The following is a 23,998-nucleotide window of genomic DNA, read 5'->3' on the forward strand; positions in this document are numbered from 1 at the left end:
TTTACTCACTCCTTATTGCTTGCAGTGCCTATATTTTTGCGTCTTGCTCCTTTACGAAAGCCTCCCCCGCTTCTTGTGAATTTTGGCCTTTGCCTCGAAACCCAGCCAGGAGGCCGCATGACGACGTCTTTCCATTCACCGACCATCATTGGCGCTATCGGCGACAGGTACGGGACACCGAAAGAGCGCAGGCCGCTCAGGTGGATAACTATTCCGATCACGCCGAGCAATAAGCCAAGCAATCCCAAAACACCGGCCATAAGCATGATCGGAAATCTTAGCAAACGTATGGATATCCCAATCGAATAATGAGGCAGCAGAAAAGAGGCAATGCCTGTAATCGCCACAACCATAACCATTGGCGAGGAGACCAATCCTGCCGAGGTAGCAGCCTGTCCAATTACAAGCGCGCCAACAATACTGACAGCAGCGCCAACCTGCTTCGGAAGTCTCACACCCGCTTCCCGCAGCGCCTCGAACATCGTTTCCATAATGAAGGCCTCAACCAGCGCGGGGAAAGGTATCGATTCTCGTGATTTCGCTATGCTGAGTAGAAGTGCAGAAGGAATCATTTCTTGATGGTAGGTAAGCAGAGCAACGTAAGCAGACGGAACTAGCAGTGCAACCAAAAAGAACAAATAACGCAGCCAACGGATAAATGTAGAGATTAGAAAGCGTTGGTAATAATCCTCTGGTGATTGAAGCAGTGAAAATAAGCTGATTGGCGCCACCAATGCAAAAGGCGTATTGTCCGTGAAGATGACGGCTCGTCCTTCAAGCAAACCCGCAGCTACCGTATCTGGACGTTCAGTCGAGATCATTTGCGGAAACGGCGAATACGGCTCATCTTCAATATATTCTTCAATATTGCCGCTCTCCAGTATGCCGTCCACCTTAATGGCTGACAGCCTCTCTTCGATTTCTTTAATTAGCTCCGGGGCGGCAAGCTCCTCAATATAACCGATTACGATCCTTGTTTTGGTGAAATCACCAATTACCATCCCTTTCATTTTCAAGGATGATTTGCGAATTCGCCTCCTTAGCATCGCCATATTATCATCAAGGGACTCCGTAAAACCTTCCCGCGGTCCTCGGATGACGGATTCCGCAACCGGATCCTCGATCGCCCGTTTCCGCCAATCCGACAGCGAGAATACAAAGCCGAAATCAAAACCGTCGACCAGTAGAATCGAATTGCCAAGCGTCATTTGATCCATCATATCGGTAAACGATTCCATTCTTGTGCAACTGAAAGACGTGACTTCCTGCTCCACTGACTCCAACCATTTCTCCGCATTCCCGATATCCCAATCTGACATTTCAAATCTAATTTCATTCAATCGTTCTTCATTCGTTAGACCGTTGAAGTAACAAAATATGCCTTTTACTTGCCCGCCAAGCTTGCATTCCAAATAAGCGGCATCGCTGCAGTCTTTCAGCAAAGCCTCCATTTGAACGCGTGACTTCTCGATATGCGGTGAAATAGTCTGATCATGATCAAAGGCTATTGCATTCATTTCATAGGTTCCCTTTCATGGAACTAGGTTGGATTATTATTTTCCAGTCCTTCGTTTTCTATCCAATCAGCGATTCCTGCAAATGAAATCCACCGAACATGGTTAACCTATGTTTGCTTTCTAAGACGAGCATATGAACAAGTGGAGGTTATCAAATGGCAAAGCACAAAAACCAATCCATACCTGCAAAAAACGAGGCTTACGCAGCAAGCTCAAGCGAAGCTGAGAATAACACAGCTGCTTCGACTGAAGAAAACCGAAATCAGAAAGGCCATGTGCCAAACAGTCCATCAACTGGCTAGAATTTTGTTGCATAAGAAGAAACGCCTGTCGGCGTCCTTTCAATAGACGCCATCGTTTCAGCGAAACGTATAGAGAAAGTAGGAGCAAACCCATATACTTTCCTATACGTCAAAAAAAGAGCTGTCCGCGACGATGTCTGCGGGCAGCTCTTTTCTATTTTTTCACAATGGATTCCCATCTATGCTTGTTTGCGATCAGCTTCGGATGCAAGCTGGAGGGCTCTTCCGTTAGCAGCAATCTGATTTTGATGATCCATTCATCGAAGGATGAATAGGATGCGAACAAATTAGCCAACTCGCCCGTCATGAGCAAAAACAATGGTTTCGGATAAGTCTCTGCCAAATGTCTCAGTGCCGAATCGATCGGCGTATATTTTTTTCGTTTAATCTCCAGTCTTTCAACGACAACATCGGCTGCTCCGCGCTCCTGTTTCCATAAATGCAGTCGATCCTCCCTTTTGTAGAAGGGCTTAACTTCCTCTTTGGACATCCGTTTCATGCTTTGCTCGTGCAGGGGATAAAGCACCAGCTTGCGAAAAGAACGCTCCTTGGCAATCGAAGCTGCGAGGTCCAGCTCTCGATCTGTTGTATGCTCGAAGGAATCATAATATACGATTGTGCCTTTCCGCTCATCTACTGGCGGTTCATAGCCGAAGGGCATTTTTTGAACCATATCGCTCATAGCGGCAGCCTCCTTTGGTCAATGATCTTATTCAATCACCTAGAAGTTGAAAATACCATATTGGCTGTAAAATTGCCATGCTACAGCTTTCGATAATCGCTTTTCATAATGGTTTTGACTAAACTCGACCACTTGGAGTTGGCAGGACAATATTTCCGAGCCACCTTCTCGATGGTGGTAAGACCTTTGCCTACGTAGTTTTTGGAGAGCAGTTGGCCGAATTTGCGTACGCTGTCCCCTTTCGTTTCGAAGCTGAACGCTTTGTTGTACTTATCTCCATCAATGGCGTTTAAGCCAAACAAGTTATTTTTGCTTTTAGCCAAACGGCTTTTTCCGTTCCCGCTCTCCAGCTTCATAACAGCGATCGTAAAGTAAGCATTGATGCCGTATTCATCCTCGATTTCTAGGATAGCTTGTTCCAAATCATGCCCCGATAGCGCCGTCCCTTCAAATATGGTAGCGATATGCTCCTCCGTTAGACCGGAATCGGATTCGACGATCGAGGTTGGCGCGTTCAGCTTCTCTTCAGCGCTCTCCTCGTTCTTTGATTCAATGCTCTCATCTATGCTTTCAGACTGCTGCGCAATTTGCGCGCCGTTGTCTAGGATTGCGATTGTTGGCTGTCTGTTGCTTGAATCTGGGACAGACAGAATGGAAACTTCTTTTTTCATTTTTTTGGCATACCCGCCATGGACGAATCCGCCGTCTTTCAGCGCTAACCAACCATTTGCTGTTTCTTTTGTAATCATCAATGGCGTTCCCTGTTTCACGACGCTTAGAATTTCGGATTTGGCATTCGGCTCTTTCCGTATGTTTAAGTAAAAGGCAGTAACTTCATATGTAGGCAGCGGCTTTTCAATAATGTCCGCCGAGACTGGCTTGTTTTCGGTAGTTTGCTTTGGCTCAGGAGGACTGGTCATGGAAAGGGTTGGTTTAATGACTGATGCATGATGCTGTGTGGAGGGTGGCGTATATGCGGGGATTAAAGCTGGAGATGGTTCAATCGCCGGAATCTCAAGTACGGGCTCCGATACGGCAATCAGCGTTTCCTCCGCCGGCAAGGTGCTGCTGACAGGCGCTTTAGCATCATTATTCAAAGGTTGCACGTACATACCCAATGTGACGATTAACGACAATATAAGAAAATAAACAAATAAATGCTGACTCAACTTTTTTCGCATGATTATACCTCTCCCTTAAGTTAATGAAGTATACCTGTTACGATATAAGTTAGATCACGATTATAAGCAGGCATCGAGAAAAAGTGGACGGTCTGTGATGAGTATATGTCGGTCCGTCCATCAAAAGACGAGGTTTCGGCCATATTTTCCGTGAATTGCGAATTATGAGGAAATTTTCAGTAAATGATCCAAGCTATTTTCTTCATTCCTGAGGGTAGATTCAAACGCAAAAAAGCTCCTATTCCCTAAGGAATAAGAGCTTTTTTCAAATATGGACAGACGTTTGCGCTTTATTTTTTAAAGCCGGATTCATGTGCAGCGATAATGGCATCCATCTGTAGGTTCCATGCTTCATCCTCCGTACACCGGCTCGGATGGGCCTCAAACCAAGCAACGGTACGCTTGATTCCTTCTGCAAAGGATAACGCAGCATCGAAATCAGGAACCAGTGCTTTAATCTTGCTATTGTCAAATACGCTCGTAACTGATTTGTCCCCGAGCAATCCGCCTTCCAGGTCCGGATCATGGGAGATCAGAAACGAAGACGCGATATGAACGAGCTTAGGCGCTTCACCGGCAGCTGCCCCTATTGCTTCATAGATCTGGTTCCAGGTTAATACTTCATCCGATGTAATATGATAGGCTTGTCCAATGGCTTCTTCTTTGCCTAATAGTCCGACAAAACCTTTTGCAAAATCCGTATTATGTGTCATGGTCCATAACGACGAACCATCGCCGTGTACGATTATAGGCTTGCCTGCACGAATTCTAGCAACGATTGACCAAGGATGCTGCCAGCTGTTAAGAGAAGCCGGAATCATCGTATCCCCATACGTATAGGATGGCCTAACAATGGTGACGGGATAGCCGCTACTAGCTTGCTCTTCCATTAAGAGCTTCTCGCATGCGATTTTGTCGCGCGAATATTGCCAATACGGATTTTCAAGCGGCGTTGACTCCTCCGTAATGATATAATGCTGCGGAGGTTTTTGATAGGCGGAAGCGGAGCTAATAAATACGTATTGTTTCGTACGCCCACGGAACAGCTCGATGTCAACGCTTACATGCTCCGGCGTGAAAGCGATCCAGTCTACGACAACGTCGAACTGCATATTCCCGAGTGCTTCGGCGGCCCCTTTCGAGTCTCTTATATCACCTGTAATGACTTGGGCCCCTTCTGGCACGAATTCATCGCGCTTGCCCCTATTAAACAGAAATAGCTCTATGCCTCGCGCAATCGCCAGCTTGGAAACGGCTTCGCTAATTAATCCAGTTCCTCCAATAAATAATACCTTCATCGTTTATCGCTCCTTATCGTTTTGGGTATTTGAGACGATGCCATGGAATCAATGCCTATACGCTGAAACGGCGGATCTTACATCCATAGTAGCATAAGAAGCATATTTTTAATATTTTCATATTACCTGTTTCTTTGAAAAGATGAATGCTGCATGATTCATGCATTCGTCCAGTGTACGGTTTGCAAAAAAACAAACAAAATCATAACTTTACGGCATCGCCACCCGAGGGGCAAACTCACTAAGATTAAGCTATGATTTCATCTCGTTTTCCAGTATGCATGTTGGAGGGGATCTATGCTCTTGTCTACTTATGTTGTTTTTATTACAGATTCGGATAGCGCCAGCGGCAAAGCGGCTATTCGCAGATTCATTGCTGAAGGGGCGCACTTCCTATTGAACAGTGAATCCGGAGGCGCAGCCCTCTCTGCAGAGCTGAAGCTCGTCGAGGAATCGGGTAAACAAGCGATTGTCGTCAATATTGATCTTTGCAAGCATGCTGATGTAATGGATATGCTGCAATACGCCGAGCAGCAGATTGGTACGGTAACCACTCTTGTCCATAACAGCAAAGTGGTTTTACCAAGCTCAATCGAGTATGCGGATGAGGAACAGTTCTCCCAAAGTATAGCTGTCAATGCCAAATCAGCGTTTATTTGTACGCAAGCCGCCGGGAAGCTCATGAAGGAGAAGCAAGCAGGAACGATCATTTACGTCTCTTCCATTCATGCGGAGAAACCTACCGGCTCAGCATTTACCTACAGCATCGCCAAGGGAGCTGTCAACATGCTGGCGAAGGAAGCCGCTCTTGTCCTTGGCCGATTCGGCATCCGCGTAAATACGATTGAAACAGGACCGATCGAAGGAGATTCGCAGCTATTCGATAGCACGATTTCGACGCTATATAACGACTATGAATACAAGGTTCCGAATGCTGTCCTTGGGACGCAGGAAGATCTAGCCGAGCTCATCTACTTTCTCTCGTCTGATGCCTCCACGTATATAAATGGCGCGGATATTAGACTGGATGGCGGCTTTCTGCTCCATTATATGAATGTCAAAATGAAAAAACCTTAACCGCCGTTCTGGAGGTGTAGCATGAGTATCGCAGGCAAAATCGCATTAGTTACAGGCGCCGGTACAGGTATCGGCAAGGGCGTAGCCGTTGAACTGGCTAGGCGCGGCGTTCAAGTCGCCGTGCATTACAACCAAAGCGATGCTGGCGCGCTCCATACCAAGCAAATGATTGACGAGTTAGGCGGAAGCTGCCTGCTCGTGCAGGCTAACGTTGCCAATAAGCTGGAAATAGAGCGAATGGTCAGCCGTATAGCTGAACATTATGGCGGTGTCGATCTTTTAGTCAACAACGCTGCGCTTCAGCTTAACCATCCTTTATTCGACTATAGTGAAGCTGATTTTGACCGCATGTTCAATATTAATCTAAAAGGATACTGGCAGTGCATACAGGCTGTCGTTCCTTATATGAAGGCAAAGCAGTTCGGCCGGATTATTCTGATGTCTTCGGTTCATAGCAAGCGGCCTACCGACTTCGATGTGGTCTACTCCATGACGAAAGGCGGCATTCGCATGCTGGGTAGAGAAAGCGCGATTGAGCTGGCCCAATATGGCATTACGGTTAATACGATCGAACCTGGCGCAGTCGACGTAGGCAAGCAAAGCGCGCGTGAATCGAAACCATTCATGACAGCTGAGGAAATGGATAAGCACAAAAGGCAGTCTCGTCCCATCCGCGAGAAATTCCCGCTCGGACGCGTGGGCCGCCCGCTCGATGTTGCCCAGCTCGTTTGCTTTCTCGCATCCGATGAAAGCGAATTCATGACTGGCTCTGCTATCAGGCTTGACGGCGGCAGTATGCTGCTTTAGCCCGAGCATTTTAGAACAATCCCATTCTACTTACCAAGGAGTGACCTTTGTGTCCAATAATCCGTCTTTTGAGGAAACGCTTGCCCATGTCAGCAATTTTTCCAGCCCTTCCACGCTTCGCATTACCGATATTCGGTTTACGGACATCGTTGGCGGCCCTTTCCACAGCAGCTTGATCAAAGTGTATACCAATCAGGGGTTGGTTGGTTTTGGAGAGGTACGCGATGGTGCGGATAAAGTGTATGCGCAAATTTTAAAAGGACGTTTATTAGGTGAAAATCCTTGCAATATTGATAAAATCTTTAGGCGTATCAAGCAGTTTGGCGGCCATGCCCGACAAGGCGGCGGTGTCAGCGGCCTTGAGATCGCGCTTTGGGATTTGGCAGGCAAAGCATACGGTATACCGGTATATCAAATGCTAGGCGGTAAATTCCGCGAAAAAATCCGTATGTACTGCGATACGGAGGTTGTTGGCAAGGACACGGGAACCGCAATGGGGTTAGCCCTTAAGAAACGAATGGAGCAGGGCTTCTCCTTTCTCAAAATGGATTTGGGCATCGGTCAAATTATAAATGAACCGGGCACCTTAAGCGCACCAGTCGGTTTTATCGACGAAATGCGGAACGCCTCTAAAAACAGGTACAGCAATAATCACGATACACTGACCGACGAAGAAATTCGCGATATCCGCAATCAGCACTACGATATTCACAATATTCCCCATCCGTTCACGGCGATCCACGTGACGGAGAAAGGATTGGATATGCTGGAGCAGTATGTAGCGGATGTTCGTGCCGTAATCGGTTATGAGGTTCCGCTGGCAGTCGACCATTTCGGTCACATTGGACTTGAGGATTGCATTAAGCTTGGCAGGCGAGTCGACAAATTCAACCTTGCGTGGATGGAGGATATGCTCCCTTGGCAGTATACTGATCAATATGCCAAGCTTTCACGAGCCGTGGCCACTCCGATTTGTACCGGCGAGGATATCTATTTGAAGGAAAATTTCCGCCCACTTCTTCAAGCCGGCGGCGTATCGGTCATTCATCCAGATGTGCTCACGACTGGCGGTATATTGGAAACAAAGAAAATCGGAGATATGGCGCAGGAGTATGGCGTGGCGATGGCTATTCATATGGCGGAGAGCCCTATTGCCTGCCTAGCCGCCGCACATGTTGCTGCAGCTACAGAAAACTTCCTTGCTCTCGAATTCCATTCCTGCGAGGTGCCTTGGTGGGATGATATCATCATCAGCAGCAAGCTCCCGAAGAAGCTCGTCCAGAATGGCTTTATTCATATGAGTGACGCCCCGGGTCTCGGCATAGACGATCTGAACGACGAGGTTCTTGCGCAGCATCTGCATCCAAAAATTCCTGGTCTATGGGAGTCCACCGATCAATGGAATCACTATCATTCCAATGACCGTCTATGGAGTTAGTCAAAGGACATGCATGACAGAAAGAGGAGCGCTTTCCGGCGCTCCTCTTTTCTTATGTCTTTTTGGAGCTATCATCCTATAGCCATCATATACCTGTAAATGCCAATATCCCGACAAATGTCTTAATCTTGAATGACTACTCAAATCATTTTTCAGATGACACATAGAATCGTAAAGAGCATCCTCCGCCGCCCCGCATGCAGGGAAGCAGAAGATGCTCATTTGAAATGCGATATTCTGCAAGGCCTTTAGATCGAAAGGCTTCCCGCGATTACTTTCACAGCCTTATCCGACGAAGCAGCCTCCATTAAGCCTCGAATATATCCGATGCCATACAGCCGGCCAAGCAGCTCATAGCCCGGATTTGCATTATCCTCGCCTTCCATCGTAGGGACATGATCCGGTCTAGCAGGACCATTGAAACCGACGTCGTAATAAGTACGCATAGCTTGCAGCATATCGGTTTTACCGTCATCATGGAAGGTTTCCTCGAACTTTTCAGGCGTGCCGAGTACATCGCGAAAGTGTACGAAGAACATTTTGTTCTGTTTGGAGAATGAACGAATGACGCTTGGAATGTCCTCCCCTGCCGTAGCAAGCGTGCCTTGGCATAAGGTAATGCCATTATACTCGCTAGGGACAAGGTCAATGGCCCGCTGCAGCGCCGCTGCGCTCGTAAGAATACGGGATATGCCGCGAATCGGTGTAATCGGCGGATCATCCGGATGAAGCGCCAGCCTTACTCCTGCCTTCTCCGCTGCTGGAACGATTCTCTCCATAAAATATTGCAGGTTCTCCCACAGCAGCTCCTCGCTTACCAGTCCCGCATCCGTCAACGGGGCATCCTTCATCAGACTGTGGTCATAACTGGAGACGAGCGCTCCGCCGCGCGTACGAGTCGTCGTCGAGGTACGGAACCAGTTGAACTGCGCCATAAAGTTATAGCAAAGTACGGGAATACCCGCAGCTCCCATATTTGTAATGAATTGCTCGAACACTTCGATTTCCTGATCGCGTCCCGCCGTACCGAGCTTGATCTCATTGCTTGGCGGCATGGATTCAATGACCGAAAGGGTAAGGCCGGCGTCGGCGTAACGCTGCTTCATACGAATAAGCGGCATAAGATCCCAAGGTTTTTCATGCTTCTCCTCCCATGGCAATCCTCCCACTGCATGGTTTACGCCAAGCTGCTTGGCAAGCGTCCATAATCGATTGGGCTGGGAAGAAAAAAATTCTGCAAGCTGCATGCTATGAGCACCTCTTTCTACTTGTATTATTTGCTGCCAGCCTTAGAGGCAAGCTCCTGGCCCATTTTTTCGAGCTTATTAAATGCATCTTCAATGGATTGCTGACCGAATGTAACAGCCTCCATTTCTTTCTTGTACGTGTCGACCCATTCCGAGAAACCAGCTGCTGGCGGATAGAATGGCAGCGCCTTATCGAGCGACAGATCATAAAGTTCTTTGCCCAGCTTATCCTTGTTCTCGAGGGTCGGCTCAAGCTCCTTATAAATGTCGGGATTAATCGGAATGCCTCGCGATAAGCCAAGTGCCTGACCGGCTTCTTTGTCCGTAATAAACCATCGTAGGAACTTTTTCGCTTCGTCCTTGTTCTTCGAATTGGCGCTAACGCTTAGAAAGATCGTTGATTGCGCCCAGCCGCCGCCTGAAGGGCCAACCGGCAGGTTGACGACGCCAACTTTGCCTGGCATTAGCTGCTCCAAGGCACTGACCGAGCCCGTTGTTGCGCCGCGCGTCATGACGACACCGGAAGCCATTGGATCTGCCTGGGGATCGTTTTCGAGGAAAGCGGCTGCTTTCTCGGCTGGCGGAACGATTTTGGCTTTGCGGAATTCCTCGTAGGTTTGGTAGAACGTCATGAATAGTTCTTTGTCGAGCGTAAACGTCTTGCCGCCATCCGACATCACCGCGGGTTTCCCCATTGATGTTTGATAATAGTTATAGCTATCCCAAGTTGTTGTATCGCCAATCGGGTATTTCCCTTCCGGAAGCTTGGCTCTTGCATCTCTGGCCCATTGGAAAAACTCATCATAGGTCCAATCCTTATGCGGAAGCGGGATGCCATATTGCTCTAATTCCGGTTTGTTGAATGCAAGGCCTTGCGCGTTCTGGCTAAGCGGAATGCCATAGAGCTTCCCATCAATTTGCAGGTTGGATATGACCGTCGGATCAACTATGCCGGTTAAATCGATATCAGAGAGATCCTCTAATTGACCGCGTGATACGTATTCTTGAAGATAAGCCGCATCCATTTGGAGCACATCCGTGATCGATTTGGATGCCGCAAGCGTCGGGAGCTTCTGCCAGAACGCATCCCATGCCATGAATTCCGGCTTGAATGTTACGTTTGAATTTTGCTTCGTGTAAATGTCCAGCGCTTTTTTGGTCGCCTCGTGACGGGCGTCAGGACCCCACCACATGATGCTGAGCGTCGTTGCAGCGCCCGCACCCTTATCGCCCTCGTTACCCGGCTTTTCCGTGCTTTGTTCACCTTCATTTGCCGGCGTATTGCTGTTGCTTCCTCCGCTGCAAGCTGTCAGCACTAACAGCATGACCAACATCAACAATCCAAAGCTCTTTGACCAACCTTTGACCATTCGCATTCATCCCCTTTATATGGTTGAACTGTGAAACCTTCATCCTTTTAAGCCGGTCGTAGCGATTCCTTCGACAAAGTGCTTCTGCGCCAAGAAAAATATAACGACAGATGGTAAGATAGACAGCAATGACATGGCTAGCAGCTGCCCCCATTGAATATCGAACTGGTCAATGAACATCCGCAGCGCGAGTCCAACAGTGAATTTGTCTACTGAGCTCAAATAAAGCACCTGGGCGAAAAAATCATCCCAGCTCCATATGAATGTAAAGATCGCAACCGTCACGAGCGCTGGCTTCAGCAGCGGAAGGATGACGCGTAAAAAGATGCCATATACGCTCGCTCCATCGATCGTTGCGGCTTCGTCGAGATCTCGCGGAATGCCCCGTATGAATTGCACCAGAAGAAAAATGAAGAATGCTCCTCCGCCAAAAAAATGCGGAAGTACAAGCGGAACATAGCTGTCTACAAATCCTAGCTTGTTGAACAAAATATATTGGGGAACGACAGTAACCTGATTGGGAAGCATCATCGTAAGCAGCAATATGGAGAACCAGACACCGCGGAATTTGAAGTTCAATCTCCCAAACCCGTAAGCGACGATTGCAGCTGTAGCTACCCCGCCGAGCACATTTCCAAGCTCCATCAGCAGTGTGTTGCCGAAGAAATGAGCGAAGGTATACTCCGAAGAGAAATGCCAGCCATTCCAGTAATTGCTCCACATCGGCTTCGATGGCCACAGCGTCGGAAGACTAAGCTCCTCCGTCTTTTTGAGCGATGCCCCTACCCACCAGATGATGGGATACAGCATGAGGAAGGAAAACACGGTTAAATACAAATGGCTCGACAGTCTCGCGCGCACCGAATTCATTTGGTCTTCCCTCCATCCGACTCATAGAACACCCAGTATTTCGATGCCATGAAATTAATGATTGTAAGAAGCGCGACAATCGTAAGCAAGATCCAGGCAAGGGCTGAAGCATAACCCATTTGGTAATGCTTAAATGCTTTTTCGTAGAGGAACATGGCATACATGTACGTGGAGTTGATCGGTCCGCCCTTCGTAATAATAAAAGCGGACGTAAAAGTTTGGAAGGATCCGATAATGCCCAGCACAAGATTGAAGAACATGACAGGCGAGAGCATGGGCAGCGTGATGCTGATAAACTTTCGTACCTTGCCTGCCCCGTCTACAGAAGCAGATTCATAAAGCTCCTGCGGCACCTGCTTAAGGCCCGCTAGAAATATAACCATCGTTGATCCGAATTGCCAAGTGTTAAGTAGAATCAAAGTACCTAGCGACGTATCGGGATTTGAGATCCAGCCGACGCCTTCTACCCCAAACCAAGCGAGTACTTGGTTGATATAGCCGTCAATTCCGAACATATTGCGCCATAACGCAGCAACAGCAATGCTTCCGCCGATTAATGACGGGAAGTAAATAGCCGTACGATAAAGGTTCATCCCTCTAATGCTTTTGTTCAATGCCAAGGCGACCATTAATGAGAAAAACAGCTTCAGCGGCACGGAGAACAGAACGAACATAAACGTTACACTGAGCGATTTCGTAAATGTCGTGTCGCTTGCGAATATTTTGGTATAGTTGTCTGCTCCTGTCCATACGGGATCCTCTAGCAAAGAGTATTCGGTAAAGGACAAATAGAACGATTGTGCGATAGGCCAAAGCGTAAGCAGCAAAAAGCCGATCAGCCATGGCGAAATAAATAGATAGCCGGCAACATGGTGTGTCCCTTTCTGCTTTTGCCTAGGTTTCGTTGGTTTCGTTGCTTGCAATGAAGGAATCGCGGTTTCTGTTTTCACCCGAATCATCTCCTCCCCTTTCATAGATAATGTTCCCTTACTTTATACGAAAGCGGTTACATGGTTGAAGGGGAATATATTATGAATTCGTTTGTTTTTATATAGGGTGAAAAATTCATACTGCGTCTAAAAATGCCTTAAGAAAGTCGCATCGACAAAATAACGATTGTCCTTAACAATAGACGTATGATGCAAGTCATATTTGGACTTCCACTCTACATTGCGAAAGAGGTGCTCTTGATGAAATTTGATAATCCGGAAGACATTATTCAGCTTACTCCCCAATGGGATGGTGAACGGTTCCCTAACGGCCGCCCCAAAGTATCCGAGGACGTTCTTCGCCGCATGCGTAAAATTACGCTCGAGGAGGCTTGGGGCCCTTTATGGAATAGAGGTTATGCATTCCAATTTGAAGGCGATTTCAAAATCATACACCCGCAAAAAGTGATGGTCGGACGCGCCGTCACGGCCGTCATGGTCCCTAAACGTCCGGATCTGCATGAAACGCTGCTCAAACACGGCCATGAGCAGGAAGGCAGAAAAGGATTTTTTAATCAATGGGTCATTGATGAGCTCGTGGAGGACGACGTTGCCGTTGTCGACATGTTCGATAAGGTCCATTTGGGCACCTATGTTGGCGGGAATTTGTCGACAGCAATCTCTACCCGCACCAAGCGCGGCGGAGCAGTCATCTGGGGCGGCATACGCGACAATCAGCAGGTTGTTGAGATCGATAACATTAACGTATTCTACCGGGGAAGTGATCCGACAGCCATCGCAGATGTGACGATGGTAGGCATGAACGTGCCGACACGCATCGGAAAAGCAATATGCATGCCGGGCGATGTCGTCCTCGGCACGCCTGCTGGCGTTATATTCATCCCTCCCCATTTGGCCGAATTAACGGTTGTGCAAGCGGAAAAATCGCAGGTTCGTGACGTCTTCGGCTTCGTTCGCCTCCGCGATAGCGTCTACTCGACGGCTCAAATTGATGCTGCCTGGGATACGGCGCTCTGGACCGATTTCTTGGACTGGTTCGAGAACGATGGTGCTGCAAGCGACTACCGTCATCTCACTTGGGAAACCGAGCTCGCTGAAGCGAAAAAGAATGAACGAAATGGGCCGCAAAGCGATGTTCGTCTATAACTAGAAATTCAAAAAGCATAATGCACAACAAAAAAAGGACTCCAATTGGCAGCAGCTAGCCGATTGAGTCCTTCTTTCTTCCCGTTATCGTCCGATGGATTCCCTATATTCGCTTGGCGAGAGGCCCACCTTTTTCTTGAAGATTTGACTGAAGTATCGCGGATCCTGGTAACCGACCTTCTCGGCTACTTCATAATTTTTGAAGTGGGTGCTTCTCAGCATATCCTTCGCCTTATCGATCCGTATGTCCGTCAGATGCTCGATAAAGGTTTTCCCCGTATTTAGCTTGAACAGAAGGCTCAAGTACGTTGGGGTCATATACACCTTCTGAGCAACGCTTTGCAGAGAGGCATACTGGCATTCCTGTTCCATGTGATGAATGGTTTTTTTAATGATGCTGCGATGGCTCTCTTTCTGGCTATGTGAAAGCACATCCCTCAAACCGACCAGGAAATGAGCCACATATTTTTTCGTCTCAGCCAATGTTTCAAGCTTTACGATCGACATCACGTCGAATCGCTCATACGCAATGACATTTTCCGTTTCGGTGAGCACCCGCTTCTCAATGCCGACGAGCAGCCTGACCGTCAGGTCATAGACGCTTTGGGCGTCTAGCGGACCCTTCTGCAGGATTCGTCCATAAAACTGTTCTACGCAGATCTGAATCTCTTCTATTGTCTCCGAAGCTTTGAAAGCATCATACAAATCCTTCTCATGCTCAGACGGATACTGCTTAAGCGATTCGAAGCGACCAAGCTCGCCATAATAAATAATCGAGCCTGTACCGCGGTAAAATTTGAATTGCAAAGCTCTTGCCGCTTGCCGGTAGGAATGGACGACATCGCATAGATGACTGCAGGGCTTTCCGACTCCAATGTTGACCTGCAGGTGCAATTGCTCTTTCAGCATGCTTTGAATCATCTGAATTTGATCCTTTGAAACCCAGGAAAACAGGAGCCCTACTCGTCCTTCTTCATCTACGAACACAACGCTGCCATTTGAAATGTTTTTCTGCAAGTGATCGCGCATCCGCTCCAAGTACAATACCTTCTCATGCTCGTCGGAGAAATGGGCTGTAGGTTCTAACAGTGCCATTGCGGGGAACGTATAATAAGGGTTTAACTGAAGCTGAGACAAGCTGTCCTTCAAATCCATTTTAACCGGGCTTGCTGAAGCCACTAGATTCCGAAAAAAACGATCCCTCATCCAAGTCATAATCACATCTTCTTTGAACAGTAATCCCTCGCTACGCATACTCCACTTCCCCTTTTGTAAGGTTAACTTGCGAGATGCATGACACTAATTCAGATGAATGCTTTTGTAAGAATGCATGTGCTCGATAAAGGTTTTCTCCGCCAATTCCGAATTGCCCTCTCGAAGCACCTCGACCAGCCTAAGATGCCAATCAGCAAGCCCATCCGTTGAATAATGGCGGTTGGAGATTGCCATGAAGCGCATAACCTTCATTCTCATCCGTGTCCAGAGCTCAAGAATCATATGATTGTCGCAGCGCTTATAAAAAAATCCGTGGAACTCCATATCCAACTCCAAAATGTTCAGAATATCCTTTTGCTCGTGAGCCGCGTGCATGTGCCGAATGATGCGTTCCAAATAGCAAAAATCGTCCTCGTCTAGAAATTGCATCGATTTTCTAACCGCGAATCCTTCCATAATTTCTCGGAGCTCGAATATATCCTTGATTTCCTTGGACGTTATCGTGGATACGACTGAACCTTTATTCGGTATGCTCGTGATATAGCCGGCAGATTTCAAGCGCTCAAGCGCTTCTCGAACGGGTGCTTGGCTAATATTGAACTTCTTTGCGATTTCAAGCACGAGCAATCTTGCGCCTGGCTGCAGGTCTCCAGCGAGTATGTCTTTCTTAATTGCGGTAAATACCTGTTCACTGATGGAGCTTACTGATGTTATCGGAATATTGTCCAGCATCTCGCTCACGTCCTCATTTGATATTATCGATTATCGATAATGTCTATTAAAAAAAGAAAGCGTTATCATATGGAGTTAAAAAAACGTTATTTCCCTCCTCGCTTCGGATTATCGATAATGCAGCTCATACCGTCATTATAGAACTTCTTTATCCATCTGACAACGGTGTTAATTGTCGAAATTTAGGAAGTTATCTTATGAAAAGCCGTTTTTTCACAGCAATCCATATTTCGAAACCGTTTCTTTCTTGAAAATTCGCTCCTTAACTAGTCATGCCACCGTCAAAAGCATATAATAGAGAATGATCTATATCCGATATAATTACTTGGACAAAATGGAGATAATAGAATGAATATGAAGCATCCTACAATAAAGAAGCAGGTTTTTGAATTTATAATTCGCAATGGTTTGGTGTCCAAGGCCGCTTTAATGGACAAGATGACCGTCACGAGCACCAGCTTGTCCCGCCTGCTTGAAGAGTTATTGACCGACGGCTTGATTCTCGCATCTGAGTTAGGACTCTCTACCGGTGGGAGGAAACCGATTCTATACCGCGTAAATCCAGACCATCGCGCGGTGTTCGGGTTAGAAATTTCACGTTTCTCCTCTTCCATCGGCCTGTATGACTTGAATCTTAAACCGCTCTCTTTCGAGCGCTGGAAGATGGACGAGAAAATGACGCCTGAGGCACTTGTTGCCAAAATTACGAAGCTTGCCGAACAAATGCTCATGGATTGCGGAATTGACCGGGAAAAGGTTATCGGAATTGGCATCGGCGCTGTAGGCCCGCTTAGCCGCGAAGACGGCATTATGCTGAAGCCGCGTTATTTTCCAGCTGAGGGATGGAGCAATGTTCCAATTTGCGAGTGGCTCGAGCAGCGTTTAGGGCTGACTGCCCTGCTCGATAATGGTGCCAATACCGCCATTATCGGGGAGCATTGGGCGCTTCGCAATGAGGAAGTTAAACATATGCTCTACGTTCACGCTGGGGTCGGCCTTCGAACGTCCATGATCGCGAGTGGTCAAATCGTTAGAGGTGCTGTAGATATGGAAGGCTCATTCGGCCAGATGATCATACAAACGGATGGACCAAGGCTGGGAGATGAGGGCAATTATGGCGCGCTTGAAGCGCTTGTCTCCATCCCTGCTCTTGAGAAGAAAATACGTTCACAGCTCAAGCTAGGCCGTGCAAGCTCACTCTCCGGCATCCCGCCGGAGCAAGTACAGTTCGATGCGCTGCAGAAAGCCTACCGTGCAAAGGATGCATTCATTACCGAGCAGTTTCTGCAGACTGCCACTTATTTGGGAATCGGAATAGCCAATCTGATCAATATCTTGCATCCCGAAGCAGTGATCCTAGGCGGGCCGTTAGTAAATGCTCACAAATCCATTTACGATACTGTTATACAGGTAGCCCGCAGCAATATTTATTACTCACCTCAATATGAGCCAAAGTTTACGCAAGGCCAGTTGACCGAGGATGCTGTAACGGCTGGAGCTGCACTGATGCTTCTCCAGGAATGGGAACTTAATTAGAATAGAAAAGCCAAAAAGCGATGCACAGGACTGCATCGCTTTTTGGTTGTATTTGAAACTTTTATAGATTGAACTTTACGGTGTATCGTCTCTTCTGTTACTTATTTGCTGCAGCGAGCCAAGCGGCAGCCACTTCCTTGAGCTGCTCTTTCTTCATTTGTATATCATTCCAATCCGTCAGCTTTATAATTGCTCTATCATTTGCAGCCCATTCCAGCAAGCCTGTTTTATCGTTAATGATGCGATCATTCTTCGGTTGCGACTTTACCTTCGCTCCACAATGAAAAACAATTCGAAAAAACCCTTTTCCTTGCAAATTAAGCGTTATACGATCCTCCTGATTGTAGCAGAAGCTTGGCGCATTCCATTTAATATGCTCCGTAATGGATTCATCCACACTCAATATGAGCTTCCGTACCTCCTCCACTTCCTTCTTGAGCGGATGCTCAAGCGTACTCAAAAAATCGATGACCTGCTGATGGCCAGCCTCTATGTTTTTGCTTTCTTTATCTGAATCCATTCGTTTTACAGTCATAAGCTTTAAATTAATCCTCCTCGTTCACATGATTGCCGCCAGTCAACTGGGACAAATACATGGGGTTATATATTTCGACATAACCGCATTGCGTGCAGGACACAAATAAATAATGATGATATTGAACATTGAACAATTTGCTTAAACCAGCGCCGGTAGTCGCTATTTCATCGATATCGCATTCCGTGTGCCGACATTTTACGCAAGTATAATGATTCGCGATTATGGTCTCTTTACCTAAATCCAGAAGATGGATATCAGAATGATTCAAGGATTGGTCTTGATCGGTTGCGTTTGAATCCAAATGCTCAGGCATTACCTCATGTTTGCATTCCGGACAGATGGTTCCATCCAATATGACTTGATTGCTGCACCACGGGCATTCGATCATAAGGCAGCTCCTTTCCTGTATCCATATTTGTATCGCTTGTCCTATACATTCGCTGAAAGACAATCATTTCCTTTATATGCGACTCATTTCAAAACAAAAAGGCAAAACACCGCTAGGATGCTTTGCCTTTCATCATTACGAATCTTTTGATCGGTTAGCCATATCGATGATCATTACGATAAGCATGAGCAGTTGAATGAGCAGTTCGACACTCATTGCAATCCCTCCCAGCTGCAGGTAATGCTCCTTCGCCTTGGCTTCTCCTCTCGTTTTTCTTGCTTAACGAACATCTCCCACTATCATATCTATGGCCGAAGTTTGAATTTTATGACGGATATTCGCACAGCGGCTACAGCCATTATAATGGATGCCACACAGACAGCGGTGAAATGAATCAAATGATTGGTTATCAACCATTTTTCAAGATGCGCTGCTTCCGCTGTTCCACGGACCAGCACAATCGCTAGCGGATGGAGGATATATATCCATACGCGCCATTCACGGTATTCCTTGTTAAAGTTCCATTTCCAAGTCAGTGCCCATTGAAACAAATAATAAGTTGCCGGAATCGCAAAAATATACATGCTATCATGACGAGGGAAATCGGCTTCATGCAGCAGAATGGCTTCGGCAAACATGAAACCGAGAAAGACGAGAAACAGCCCCGCTGAAGCAATCGGCTTTCTTTCCGGCTTCGGATGTTTCGCTGCCCATGCGCCAAGAATAAGAAATATAGGTGCGTAAAATAAACCGTTGCGGGTATAATCGAACGCTTGGAACATGGCGTCATACATTAGCTTTAAGCCAGCTGCATTTTCGGTTACCGCATAATAGCTGTCACCCAGCAGACCCAGTATAAATAGCAAGGAGCCGACAGCCGCCAGCCATCGTATGGAGAGCTTTTGGTACAGCACATAGACTAGGCATAGACCGACAATAAGCGCAGGCAAATACCACAAATGATAGAATGTACCATCAAAAACGAGATCCTTCATAAAAGAGTATACCGTGAAATCTTCCAAAAAATAACCGTTATATACGTTCAATGGAACATATAACAAGATGGAAATTCCATATAAATAAGCGATTTTTTTCACATATTTCATGAGTGCTTTCTGGTCGACTGCTGGATCGCCGGTTAGCTTTCGAAAGAAAAAATAGCCGGAGGACATGAAAAAAACGGGTACGGCTACGCGAGATAAAATGCCGCTAAATAGATAATCAGCATATTCGTCAAATGACAGCAGCGGACCCGTATGATTGGCGATAACGAACAATGCTGCCACGAATTTTAACCAATCCAGACCGCCTTCGTTTCGCTTATTGTTCACGGACTTGATGTCCCTTTCCAGTAAACGCCGAAATGATAAAACCGTCACTGTTATTGCCGGAAATTCGATATAGATCGCAGCTTGTGATCGGAACAGTCGTCGATGGCGCATCTTCGGCAGGTACGTAATAGATGGCAACCTGCAGCGACTCATTTTCATATCTGAATCGTTCACCGGCATACGAGTAGCTTCTAATCCATTCGATGTACTCCTCTAAGCAAAAATCATTTTTCTCCATGATTTCCGCATGCGGAAAGCCAACGTAACGAAAATGCCAGGGCTCGCAGGAAATGTTCGTTATCGATTCTTTCCCTTTTTTATAACGCTGGATAAAACCGAATTGTGCCGCTAGTTGCTTGAAATGCTGATAAACCCCGCTGTCTGGGAATGATGGCGCAATGAAATCAACAAAGTTGTCACGTTTTCCAACGTCGATGGCAAGACCGGTCTGATGCTCGCTTTGATCGGGTTTTGCCACATAACAAGCCGTATATTCAGGACCGTTCTCTATGAATGAGCTGGCATAAATCTGTTCTTGTTCATCCTTAGATCGGTAGCCGCTTACCGCTACGATGTCTTCTAAGCCTTTGCAGGCTTCAAGAAGGGCGACCAATTGCTGGAGACAGTTTTTCTCGAGTAGCATGCCATCATGCAGCTCGTTGAGATTCGGATATATGCTTAATGCCTGCAGCTTGTCCGTTGAGAGTGGTTGCTGAATCGGATTGGTGCGATTCACCAAGACGAGCGAGCCTTCATGTATTTCCCTCCGGCTTGCTTGTACCGCGGAATGCTTTACATAAGGACGTTGTTCGATCTGTATGAAAGGATTTCTTTGCCCCATCTGGCTTCCGCCTCCTTTTTGCCTGTGTATTCTCTAGTAACTCTTGCTGTTAATGACGTTGATATCTCCTGTGGAACCGAACCGATGTGGGCAGCTAGCTCGCTGAATGTGATTTCCTCATCCCCTTGCTTGCCAATCAAGGTTACCTTTGCGCCTTCTTCGCAGTACTCCGGCAATCTCACCATGAGCTGATCCATGCAGATTTTCCCAACGATCGGAGCACGCTTTCCTTCTATGAGCACCTCGGTCTGTTGCATGCGCTGCGACCACCCATCCGCATATCCAATAGGTATGGTGCCAATCCATTCGTCCGCTTCAGCTTGATACAAATTGTCATAGCCTAGGAATTCGCCTTTCATCAGCCTTTTCACCTGAATCAGTCGACTGTGCAGGCTAAGCGCCGGTTCAAGCCGCAAGTGTGAAATCAGCTTTTGAGGATAAAAGCCGTACATCGCTGCACCGATACGCACCATGTCAAGCGCTAAATGCGGGAAACGCAGAGCTGCGGCGCTGCCTGCACAGTGGAAATGATTAATCCGGATACTTGAGCGCTCGCTCCAAGCCATCATCGTCTTGAACCGATCTGCTTGCTGGTCAAGAAAAGCCGTTTCCTCTTTGCCAGCGGTTGCGAAATGCGTGTAAAAACCATCAACCACCATGTCTGCCGCACGGAGCCATGGCACTATTTCGTCCCATTCCTCTTTCGTTTTGATGCCGATTCTACCGAGTCCCGTATCCATTTTCACATGCACTTTCAGCTTTGAGCAGGATGCTTCCGCTTTAAAGGCTCTCATTGCTTTGAACCATGCGGCGCTTGTAACCGTCAGCATCAAATCAAAGGCGATGGCCAGCTGTACATCATCAGGCTTTATCGGAGTCAGAATAAGAATCGGGAGTATGATTCCTTCTGTACGCAGATGAATCGCCTCTTCCAAATAAGCAACGGCTAGATAATCAGCGCCTGCTAGCTCTGCGCTGCGAGCAGACTCGACATCGCCATGGCCATAACCGTTTGCTTTCACGACGGCCATGAGCTTAACCTGCGCGGGCAGCGTTTGGCGAATAATCGTCAAGTTGGCACGGATTTGTTTTAAGTTGATCTCAGCCCAAGTATCTCTGTACATCTGGCATCACCTCTGATAAAGAATAGATTCTTTTTCTGCATGGCGTGTGAAAGCATAATCAATGAGCTTCTCAATTAAGGCTGAATAAGGGGTACCGTCCGTTCGTTCCCACATGACGGGATACATGCTTTGATTCGTGAACCCGGGCAGCGCGTTAATTTCGTTTACGTACAAACGGCCTTCTACGTCTAGAAAACAGTCTACGCGTGCAAGGCCGCAGCAGCCATGAAGCTGATAGGCTTGAATGGCTATTTTTCTAATTTGCGAGGTCAGCTCTTCGGAAATTTGTGCAGGAATCGACATGACCAGCTGCTTGTCCAAATATTTGGAATCAAAATCAAAAAATACATGTTCATGTATGAATTCACCAGGCAAAGAGGCTAACGGCTTCTCATTGCCCATTACCGCTACTTGAATCTCCCTGCCGGCAACCTCTTTCTCAAGCACGAGCTTGTTGTCATATTTGAAAGCTTCGGCAATTCCCGCCGCTAGCTCATGCTTATCCATGCATCTGCTTATGCCAATGCTTGAACCAAGTGAAGCTGGCTTCACATAGCAAGGAAATGCCAAACTCTCTTCCGCCCTTTCAAGCAGCTGTTCACGATCCTCAAGCCACTGCTCATAGCGGAAAACAACATAATCGGTTTGCCGAATGCCTGCTTCAGCGAGCAGCTGCTTGGAAATCGCTTTATCCATTGTAAGCGCAGAAGATAGTACGTTATTGCCTACATACGGAACGCCTAGAAGCTCTAACAAGCCTTGAACGGTTCCGTCCTCCCCGTTCGAGCCGTGCAGCAGCGGCATGACGACCTTTCGCCCTGGCAAAGACAATTGATTCATGAGAATTCGTCCCATGGATTCCGAAATTTTGGCTGCGCTTGGCTTTGCGATTAGATCGTCCGGCTGCAGGTTGCTCAAGTCCAATTTTTCAGGCACGGACCAAATGCCTTCGCGCGAAATATAAACAGGGAAAACCTCAAACTTGGATTCATCTATGGATTTAATGACGGTATATGCCGTTTTCAGCGAAACCTCATGCTCGACGGATTTGCCGCCGTATAGGACATACAGCTTTGTTCTCACAAAAAAACCTCCTAAAGTTGACTCGTTATCTATTACTAAAGATAACCTTCAACGTTTAAGAGGCTTGTAATTAAAGTTTAAATAAGTCTTAAGAATCCTTAAATTGTTTATATGCTTTTTCTGCCCGCATTCGTAATGGCTCCGGCAAGCGCAAGCAAATCCTGCCCTTGAAGCGCTCCAGCAATAAGCTCGGGAAGCCGGTCCGGCGTACAGCCGAAGCATGGAATGCCTAAGCTGGAAAACCGCTTTGCAAGCTCTGCATCGTAAGAAGGCACTCCGCCATCGGACAAAGCGAGCAAGCATATAACACTAACGCCGGATTGGCGCATATTTTCCATACGCCGAATGAGCGCGGATTGGTTACCGCCTTCATATAGATCAGAAATTAAGATGAACAGCGATTTCTTCGGATCATGGATGAATGGCTCACAATACTGAACGGACTTATTAATATCTGTACCGCCGCCGAGCTGAATGCCGAACAGCATATCGACAGGATCATTCGCGCACTGCTCGCTTAGATCTGCAACTTCCGTATCGAAGGCGACGACATGCGTATCAAGTGACGGCAGACTGGCAAATATAGAACCAATGATCGAAGCATAGATAACGGAATCAGCCATAGAGCCGCTTTGGTCAATATCGAGGATGACAGTCCATTCCTTGCTGCACTTCGCGCGTTCGAAAAAATAAAATTTGTCCGGAATGAGCAGCTGCCGTTCTGGGTCATAATGCTTAAGATTGCGCCGAATCGTCGTTTTCCAATCCAATCCGGAAATGGAAGGCAGCGGTGAATGCTTCCGACGATTGAGAGCGCCTGTAACGGCACGACGGATTTCATGGGCAAGCCGCGCTATAATCTCATCCACGACCTCACGAACGAGTATTCTTGCCGTATCCTTTGTTTTCTCAGGAATTCTTCCCTTTAGCGAAAGAAGCGTAGCCACCATTCGGATGTCCGGTTTTACCTGACTTAATGTTTCCGGCTCGAAAAACAACTGCGTCAATCCCTTTCGTTCAATGGCATCGGATTGAATGACCGACACGATATCAGAAGGGAAAAAGCTGCGGACATCCCCGAGCCACTTAGAAAGCTTGGGCGATGAGGAACCAAGGCCAGCCGACCTTGCCGAATTTCTCCCGTTGTTGTTGGATACGTCATCCGTTGTATCATCATAAATGGCTGCAAGTGCTTCATCCATCAACGTTTGCTCTTCGTCAAGAAGCTGCCGTCCATTGCCCATGCCAGTCAGCTTATCATTTGCCGCTTGCCCCAGAATTAGCCGCCAGCGCTTTAATTGCTCGAATTGCTCTTGATCTCTCAT

Annotated in this window: 23 protein-coding genes; 6 read left to right on the plus strand and 17 right to left on the minus strand. The window is 47.2% G+C overall.

The features are described 5' to 3' along the window. Nucleotides 1-5: 5 nt before the first annotated feature. Nucleotides 6-1,517, minus strand: coding sequence for a spore germination protein (locus tag FHS16_RS07765; RefSeq protein WP_183560637.1), 1,512 nt, complete (start codon nucleotides 1,515-1,517; stop codon nucleotides 6-8). 155 nt (nucleotides 1,518-1,672) lie between these two features. Here FHS16_RS07765 and FHS16_RS07770 point away from each other — a divergent pair, with 155 nt between their 5' ends. Further along, a complete protein-coding gene (locus FHS16_RS07770; RefSeq protein WP_183560639.1) occupies nucleotides 1,673-1,819 on the plus strand; it encodes a hypothetical protein in 147 nt (48 codons plus the stop codon). Between the two features lie 154 nt (nucleotides 1,820-1,973). On the opposite strand, the gene FHS16_RS07775 is transcribed toward FHS16_RS07770, so the two are convergent. The 3 genes from FHS16_RS07775 to FHS16_RS07785 all read right to left on the minus strand — a co-directional run bounded on the left by FHS16_RS07775 (nucleotide 1,974) and on the right by FHS16_RS07785 (nucleotide 4,980). Beyond that, nucleotides 1,974-2,501 (minus strand): hypothetical protein, encoded by a 528-nt coding sequence (locus FHS16_RS07775; RefSeq protein ID WP_183560641.1) that lies wholly within the window; start codon nucleotides 2,499-2,501, stop codon nucleotides 1,974-1,976. 80 nt (nucleotides 2,502-2,581) lie between these two features. Then, complete coding sequence (locus FHS16_RS07780; RefSeq protein WP_183560643.1) at nucleotides 2,582-3,682, minus strand: glucosaminidase domain-containing protein; 1,101 nt, start codon at nucleotides 3,680-3,682, stop codon at nucleotides 2,582-2,584. A gap of 290 nt (nucleotides 3,683-3,972) precedes the next feature. Beyond that, the gene (locus tag FHS16_RS07785; RefSeq protein ID WP_183560645.1) at nucleotides 3,973-4,980 is read right to left on the minus strand and encodes an SDR family oxidoreductase; all 1,008 of its coding nucleotides are present in this window, start codon (nucleotides 4,978-4,980) and stop codon (nucleotides 3,973-3,975) included. Between the two features lie 297 nt (nucleotides 4,981-5,277). Here FHS16_RS07785 and FHS16_RS07790 point away from each other — a divergent pair, with 297 nt between their 5' ends. The 3 genes from FHS16_RS07790 to FHS16_RS07800 are packed head-to-tail and all read left to right on the plus strand — an operon-like array spanning nucleotide 5,278 to nucleotide 8,302. Beyond that, a complete protein-coding gene (locus FHS16_RS07790) occupies nucleotides 5,278-6,057 on the plus strand; it encodes an SDR family NAD(P)-dependent oxidoreductase (protein WP_183560647.1) in 780 nt (259 codons plus the stop codon). Between the two features lie 21 nt (nucleotides 6,058-6,078). Then, nucleotides 6,079-6,864, plus strand: a complete 786-nt coding sequence (locus FHS16_RS07795) for an SDR family NAD(P)-dependent oxidoreductase (protein ID WP_183560649.1) — start codon at nucleotides 6,079-6,081, stop codon at nucleotides 6,862-6,864. A gap of 49 nt (nucleotides 6,865-6,913) precedes the next feature. After that, on the plus strand, nucleotides 6,914-8,302 hold the full coding sequence (locus FHS16_RS07800; protein WP_183560652.1) for a mandelate racemase/muconate lactonizing enzyme family protein: 1,389 nt from the start codon (nucleotides 6,914-6,916) through the stop codon (nucleotides 8,300-8,302). Nucleotides 8,303-8,550: 248 nt separating this feature from the next. On the opposite strand, the gene FHS16_RS07805 is transcribed toward FHS16_RS07800, so the two are convergent. From FHS16_RS07805 to FHS16_RS07820, 4 genes are read right to left on the minus strand one after another with little or no spacing between them, the layout of a single operon-like run. Next, the gene (locus tag FHS16_RS07805) at nucleotides 8,551-9,549 is read right to left on the minus strand and encodes a mannonate dehydratase (protein WP_183560654.1); all 999 of its coding nucleotides are present in this window, start codon (nucleotides 9,547-9,549) and stop codon (nucleotides 8,551-8,553) included. A 26-nt stretch (nucleotides 9,550-9,575) separates the two neighbouring features. Then, nucleotides 9,576-10,919 carry an extracellular solute-binding protein gene (locus FHS16_RS07810; RefSeq protein ID WP_183560656.1) on the minus strand — a complete coding sequence of 448 codons (1,344 nt, stop codon included), beginning with the start codon at nucleotides 10,917-10,919 and terminating at the stop codon, nucleotides 9,576-9,578. Between the two features lie 39 nt (nucleotides 10,920-10,958). Further along, entirely contained in the window at nucleotides 10,959-11,789 is an 831-nt protein-coding gene (locus FHS16_RS07815; protein WP_183560658.1) for a carbohydrate ABC transporter permease, read from the minus strand. After that, entirely contained in the window at nucleotides 11,786-12,748 is a 963-nt protein-coding gene (locus FHS16_RS07820) for a carbohydrate ABC transporter permease (protein WP_183560660.1), read from the minus strand. The genes FHS16_RS07815 and FHS16_RS07820 overlap by 4 nt, the downstream gene beginning before the upstream one ends. 231 nt (nucleotides 12,749-12,979) lie before the next feature. Between FHS16_RS07820 and FHS16_RS07825 the strand changes: the two genes are divergently transcribed. Further along, on the plus strand, nucleotides 12,980-13,885 hold the full coding sequence (locus tag FHS16_RS07825) for an RraA family protein (protein WP_183560662.1): 906 nt from the start codon (nucleotides 12,980-12,982) through the stop codon (nucleotides 13,883-13,885). Nucleotides 13,886-13,969: 84 nt separating this feature from the next. Here the strand turns inward: FHS16_RS07825 and FHS16_RS07830 are convergent, their stop codons facing one another. Together FHS16_RS07830 and FHS16_RS07835 are read right to left on the minus strand one after the other, a co-directional pair. Beyond that, nucleotides 13,970-15,139: a helix-turn-helix domain-containing protein gene (locus FHS16_RS07830; RefSeq protein WP_183560664.1), complete on the minus strand. Its 1,170-nt coding sequence runs from the start codon at nucleotides 15,137-15,139 to the stop codon at nucleotides 13,970-13,972. 45 nt (nucleotides 15,140-15,184) lie between these two features. Beyond that, nucleotides 15,185-15,832, minus strand: a complete 648-nt coding sequence (locus FHS16_RS07835) for a GntR family transcriptional regulator (RefSeq protein ID WP_183560666.1) — start codon at nucleotides 15,830-15,832, stop codon at nucleotides 15,185-15,187. Between the two features lie 348 nt (nucleotides 15,833-16,180). Here FHS16_RS07835 and FHS16_RS07840 point away from each other — a divergent pair, with 348 nt between their 5' ends. Beyond that, nucleotides 16,181-17,368 carry an ROK family protein gene (locus FHS16_RS07840; RefSeq protein ID WP_183560668.1) on the plus strand — a complete coding sequence of 396 codons (1,188 nt, stop codon included), beginning with the start codon at nucleotides 16,181-16,183 and terminating at the stop codon, nucleotides 17,366-17,368. Nucleotides 17,369-17,465: 97 nt separating this feature from the next. Here the strand turns inward: FHS16_RS07840 and FHS16_RS07845 are convergent, their stop codons facing one another. From FHS16_RS07845 to FHS16_RS07875, 7 genes are all read right to left on the minus strand, one after another. Further along, nucleotides 17,466-17,903, minus strand: coding sequence for a DUF1801 domain-containing protein (locus FHS16_RS07845; RefSeq protein WP_221226291.1), 438 nt, complete (start codon nucleotides 17,901-17,903; stop codon nucleotides 17,466-17,468). A 10-nt stretch (nucleotides 17,904-17,913) separates the two neighbouring features. Further along, the gene (locus tag FHS16_RS07850) at nucleotides 17,914-18,294 is read right to left on the minus strand and encodes a zinc ribbon domain-containing protein (RefSeq protein WP_246431661.1); all 381 of its coding nucleotides are present in this window, start codon (nucleotides 18,292-18,294) and stop codon (nucleotides 17,914-17,916) included. A 305-nt stretch (nucleotides 18,295-18,599) separates the two neighbouring features. Then, nucleotides 18,600-19,625, minus strand: coding sequence for an acyltransferase family protein (locus FHS16_RS07855; protein WP_183560670.1), 1,026 nt, complete (start codon nucleotides 19,623-19,625; stop codon nucleotides 18,600-18,602). Beyond that, complete coding sequence (locus tag FHS16_RS07860) at nucleotides 19,615-20,466, minus strand: D-alanyl-D-alanine carboxypeptidase family protein (protein WP_183560672.1); 852 nt, start codon at nucleotides 20,464-20,466, stop codon at nucleotides 19,615-19,617. Before FHS16_RS07860 ends, FHS16_RS07855 begins: the two co-directional genes overlap by 11 nt. Continuing rightward, entirely contained in the window at nucleotides 20,418-21,590 is a 1,173-nt protein-coding gene (gene alr, locus FHS16_RS07865; RefSeq protein ID WP_183560674.1) for an alanine racemase, read from the minus strand. The genes FHS16_RS07860 and alr overlap by 49 nt, the downstream gene beginning before the upstream one ends. Before the next feature lie 6 nt (nucleotides 21,591-21,596). Then, nucleotides 21,597-22,673: a D-alanine--D-alanine ligase family protein gene (locus FHS16_RS07870; RefSeq protein ID WP_183560676.1), complete on the minus strand. Its 1,077-nt coding sequence runs from the start codon at nucleotides 22,671-22,673 to the stop codon at nucleotides 21,597-21,599. A gap of 107 nt (nucleotides 22,674-22,780) precedes the next feature. Then, nucleotides 22,781-23,998, minus strand: coding sequence for a VWA domain-containing protein (locus FHS16_RS07875; RefSeq protein WP_183560678.1), 1,218 nt, complete (start codon nucleotides 23,996-23,998; stop codon nucleotides 22,781-22,783).

The organism is Paenibacillus endophyticus, assembly GCF_014192395.1.
Lineage (GTDB): Bacteria > Bacillota > Bacilli > Paenibacillales > Paenibacillaceae > Pristimantibacillus > Pristimantibacillus endophyticus.

Coding starts and splice junctions, on each gene's coding strand:
- FHS16_RS07765 (WP_183560637.1), bottom strand. CDS start 1,517: ATGAATGCAATAGCCTTTGATCATGATCAGACTATTTCACCGCATATC.
- FHS16_RS07770 (WP_183560639.1), top strand. CDS start 1,673: ATGGCAAAGCACAAAAACCAATCCATACCTGCAAAAAACGAGGCTTAC.
- FHS16_RS07775 (WP_183560641.1), bottom strand. CDS start 2,501: ATGAGCGATATGGTTCAAAAAATGCCCTTCGGCTATGAACCGCCAGTA.
- FHS16_RS07780 (WP_183560643.1), bottom strand. CDS start 3,682: ATGCGAAAAAAGTTGAGTCAGCATTTATTTGTTTATTTTCTTATATTG.
- FHS16_RS07785 (WP_183560645.1), bottom strand. CDS start 4,980: ATGAAGGTATTATTTATTGGAGGAACTGGATTAATTAGCGAAGCCGTT.
- FHS16_RS07790 (WP_183560647.1), top strand. CDS start 5,278: ATGCTCTTGTCTACTTATGTTGTTTTTATTACAGATTCGGATAGCGCC.
- FHS16_RS07795 (WP_183560649.1), top strand. CDS start 6,079: ATGAGTATCGCAGGCAAAATCGCATTAGTTACAGGCGCCGGTACAGGT.
- FHS16_RS07805 (WP_183560654.1), bottom strand. CDS start 9,549: ATGCAGCTTGCAGAATTTTTTTCTTCCCAGCCCAATCGATTATGGACG.
- FHS16_RS07810 (WP_183560656.1), bottom strand. CDS start 10,919: ATGGTCAAAGGTTGGTCAAAGAGCTTTGGATTGTTGATGTTGGTCATG.
- FHS16_RS07815 (WP_183560658.1), bottom strand. CDS start 11,789: ATGAATTCGGTGCGCGCGAGACTGTCGAGCCATTTGTATTTAACCGTG.
- FHS16_RS07820 (WP_183560660.1), bottom strand. CDS start 12,748: ATGATTCGGGTGAAAACAGAAACCGCGATTCCTTCATTGCAAGCAACG.
- FHS16_RS07825 (WP_183560662.1), top strand. CDS start 12,980: ATGAAATTTGATAATCCGGAAGACATTATTCAGCTTACTCCCCAATGG.
- FHS16_RS07830 (WP_183560664.1), bottom strand. CDS start 15,139: ATGCGTAGCGAGGGATTACTGTTCAAAGAAGATGTGATTATGACTTGG.
- FHS16_RS07835 (WP_183560666.1), bottom strand. CDS start 15,832: ATGCTGGACAATATTCCGATAACATCAGTAAGCTCCATCAGTGAACAG.
- FHS16_RS07840 (WP_183560668.1), top strand. CDS start 16,181: ATGAATATGAAGCATCCTACAATAAAGAAGCAGGTTTTTGAATTTATA.
- FHS16_RS07845 (WP_221226291.1), bottom strand. CDS start 17,903: ATGACTGTAAAACGAATGGATTCAGATAAAGAAAGCAAAAACATAGAG.
- FHS16_RS07850 (WP_246431661.1), bottom strand. CDS start 18,294: ATGATCGAATGCCCGTGGTGCAGCAATCAAGTCATATTGGATGGAACC.
- FHS16_RS07860 (WP_183560672.1), bottom strand. CDS start 20,466: ATGGGGCAAAGAAATCCTTTCATACAGATCGAACAACGTCCTTATGTA.
- alr (WP_183560674.1), bottom strand. CDS start 21,590: ATGTACAGAGATACTTGGGCTGAGATCAACTTAAAACAAATCCGTGCC.
- FHS16_RS07875 (WP_183560678.1), bottom strand. CDS start 23,998: ATGAGAGATCAAGAGCAATTCGAGCAATTAAAGCGCTGGCGGCTAATT.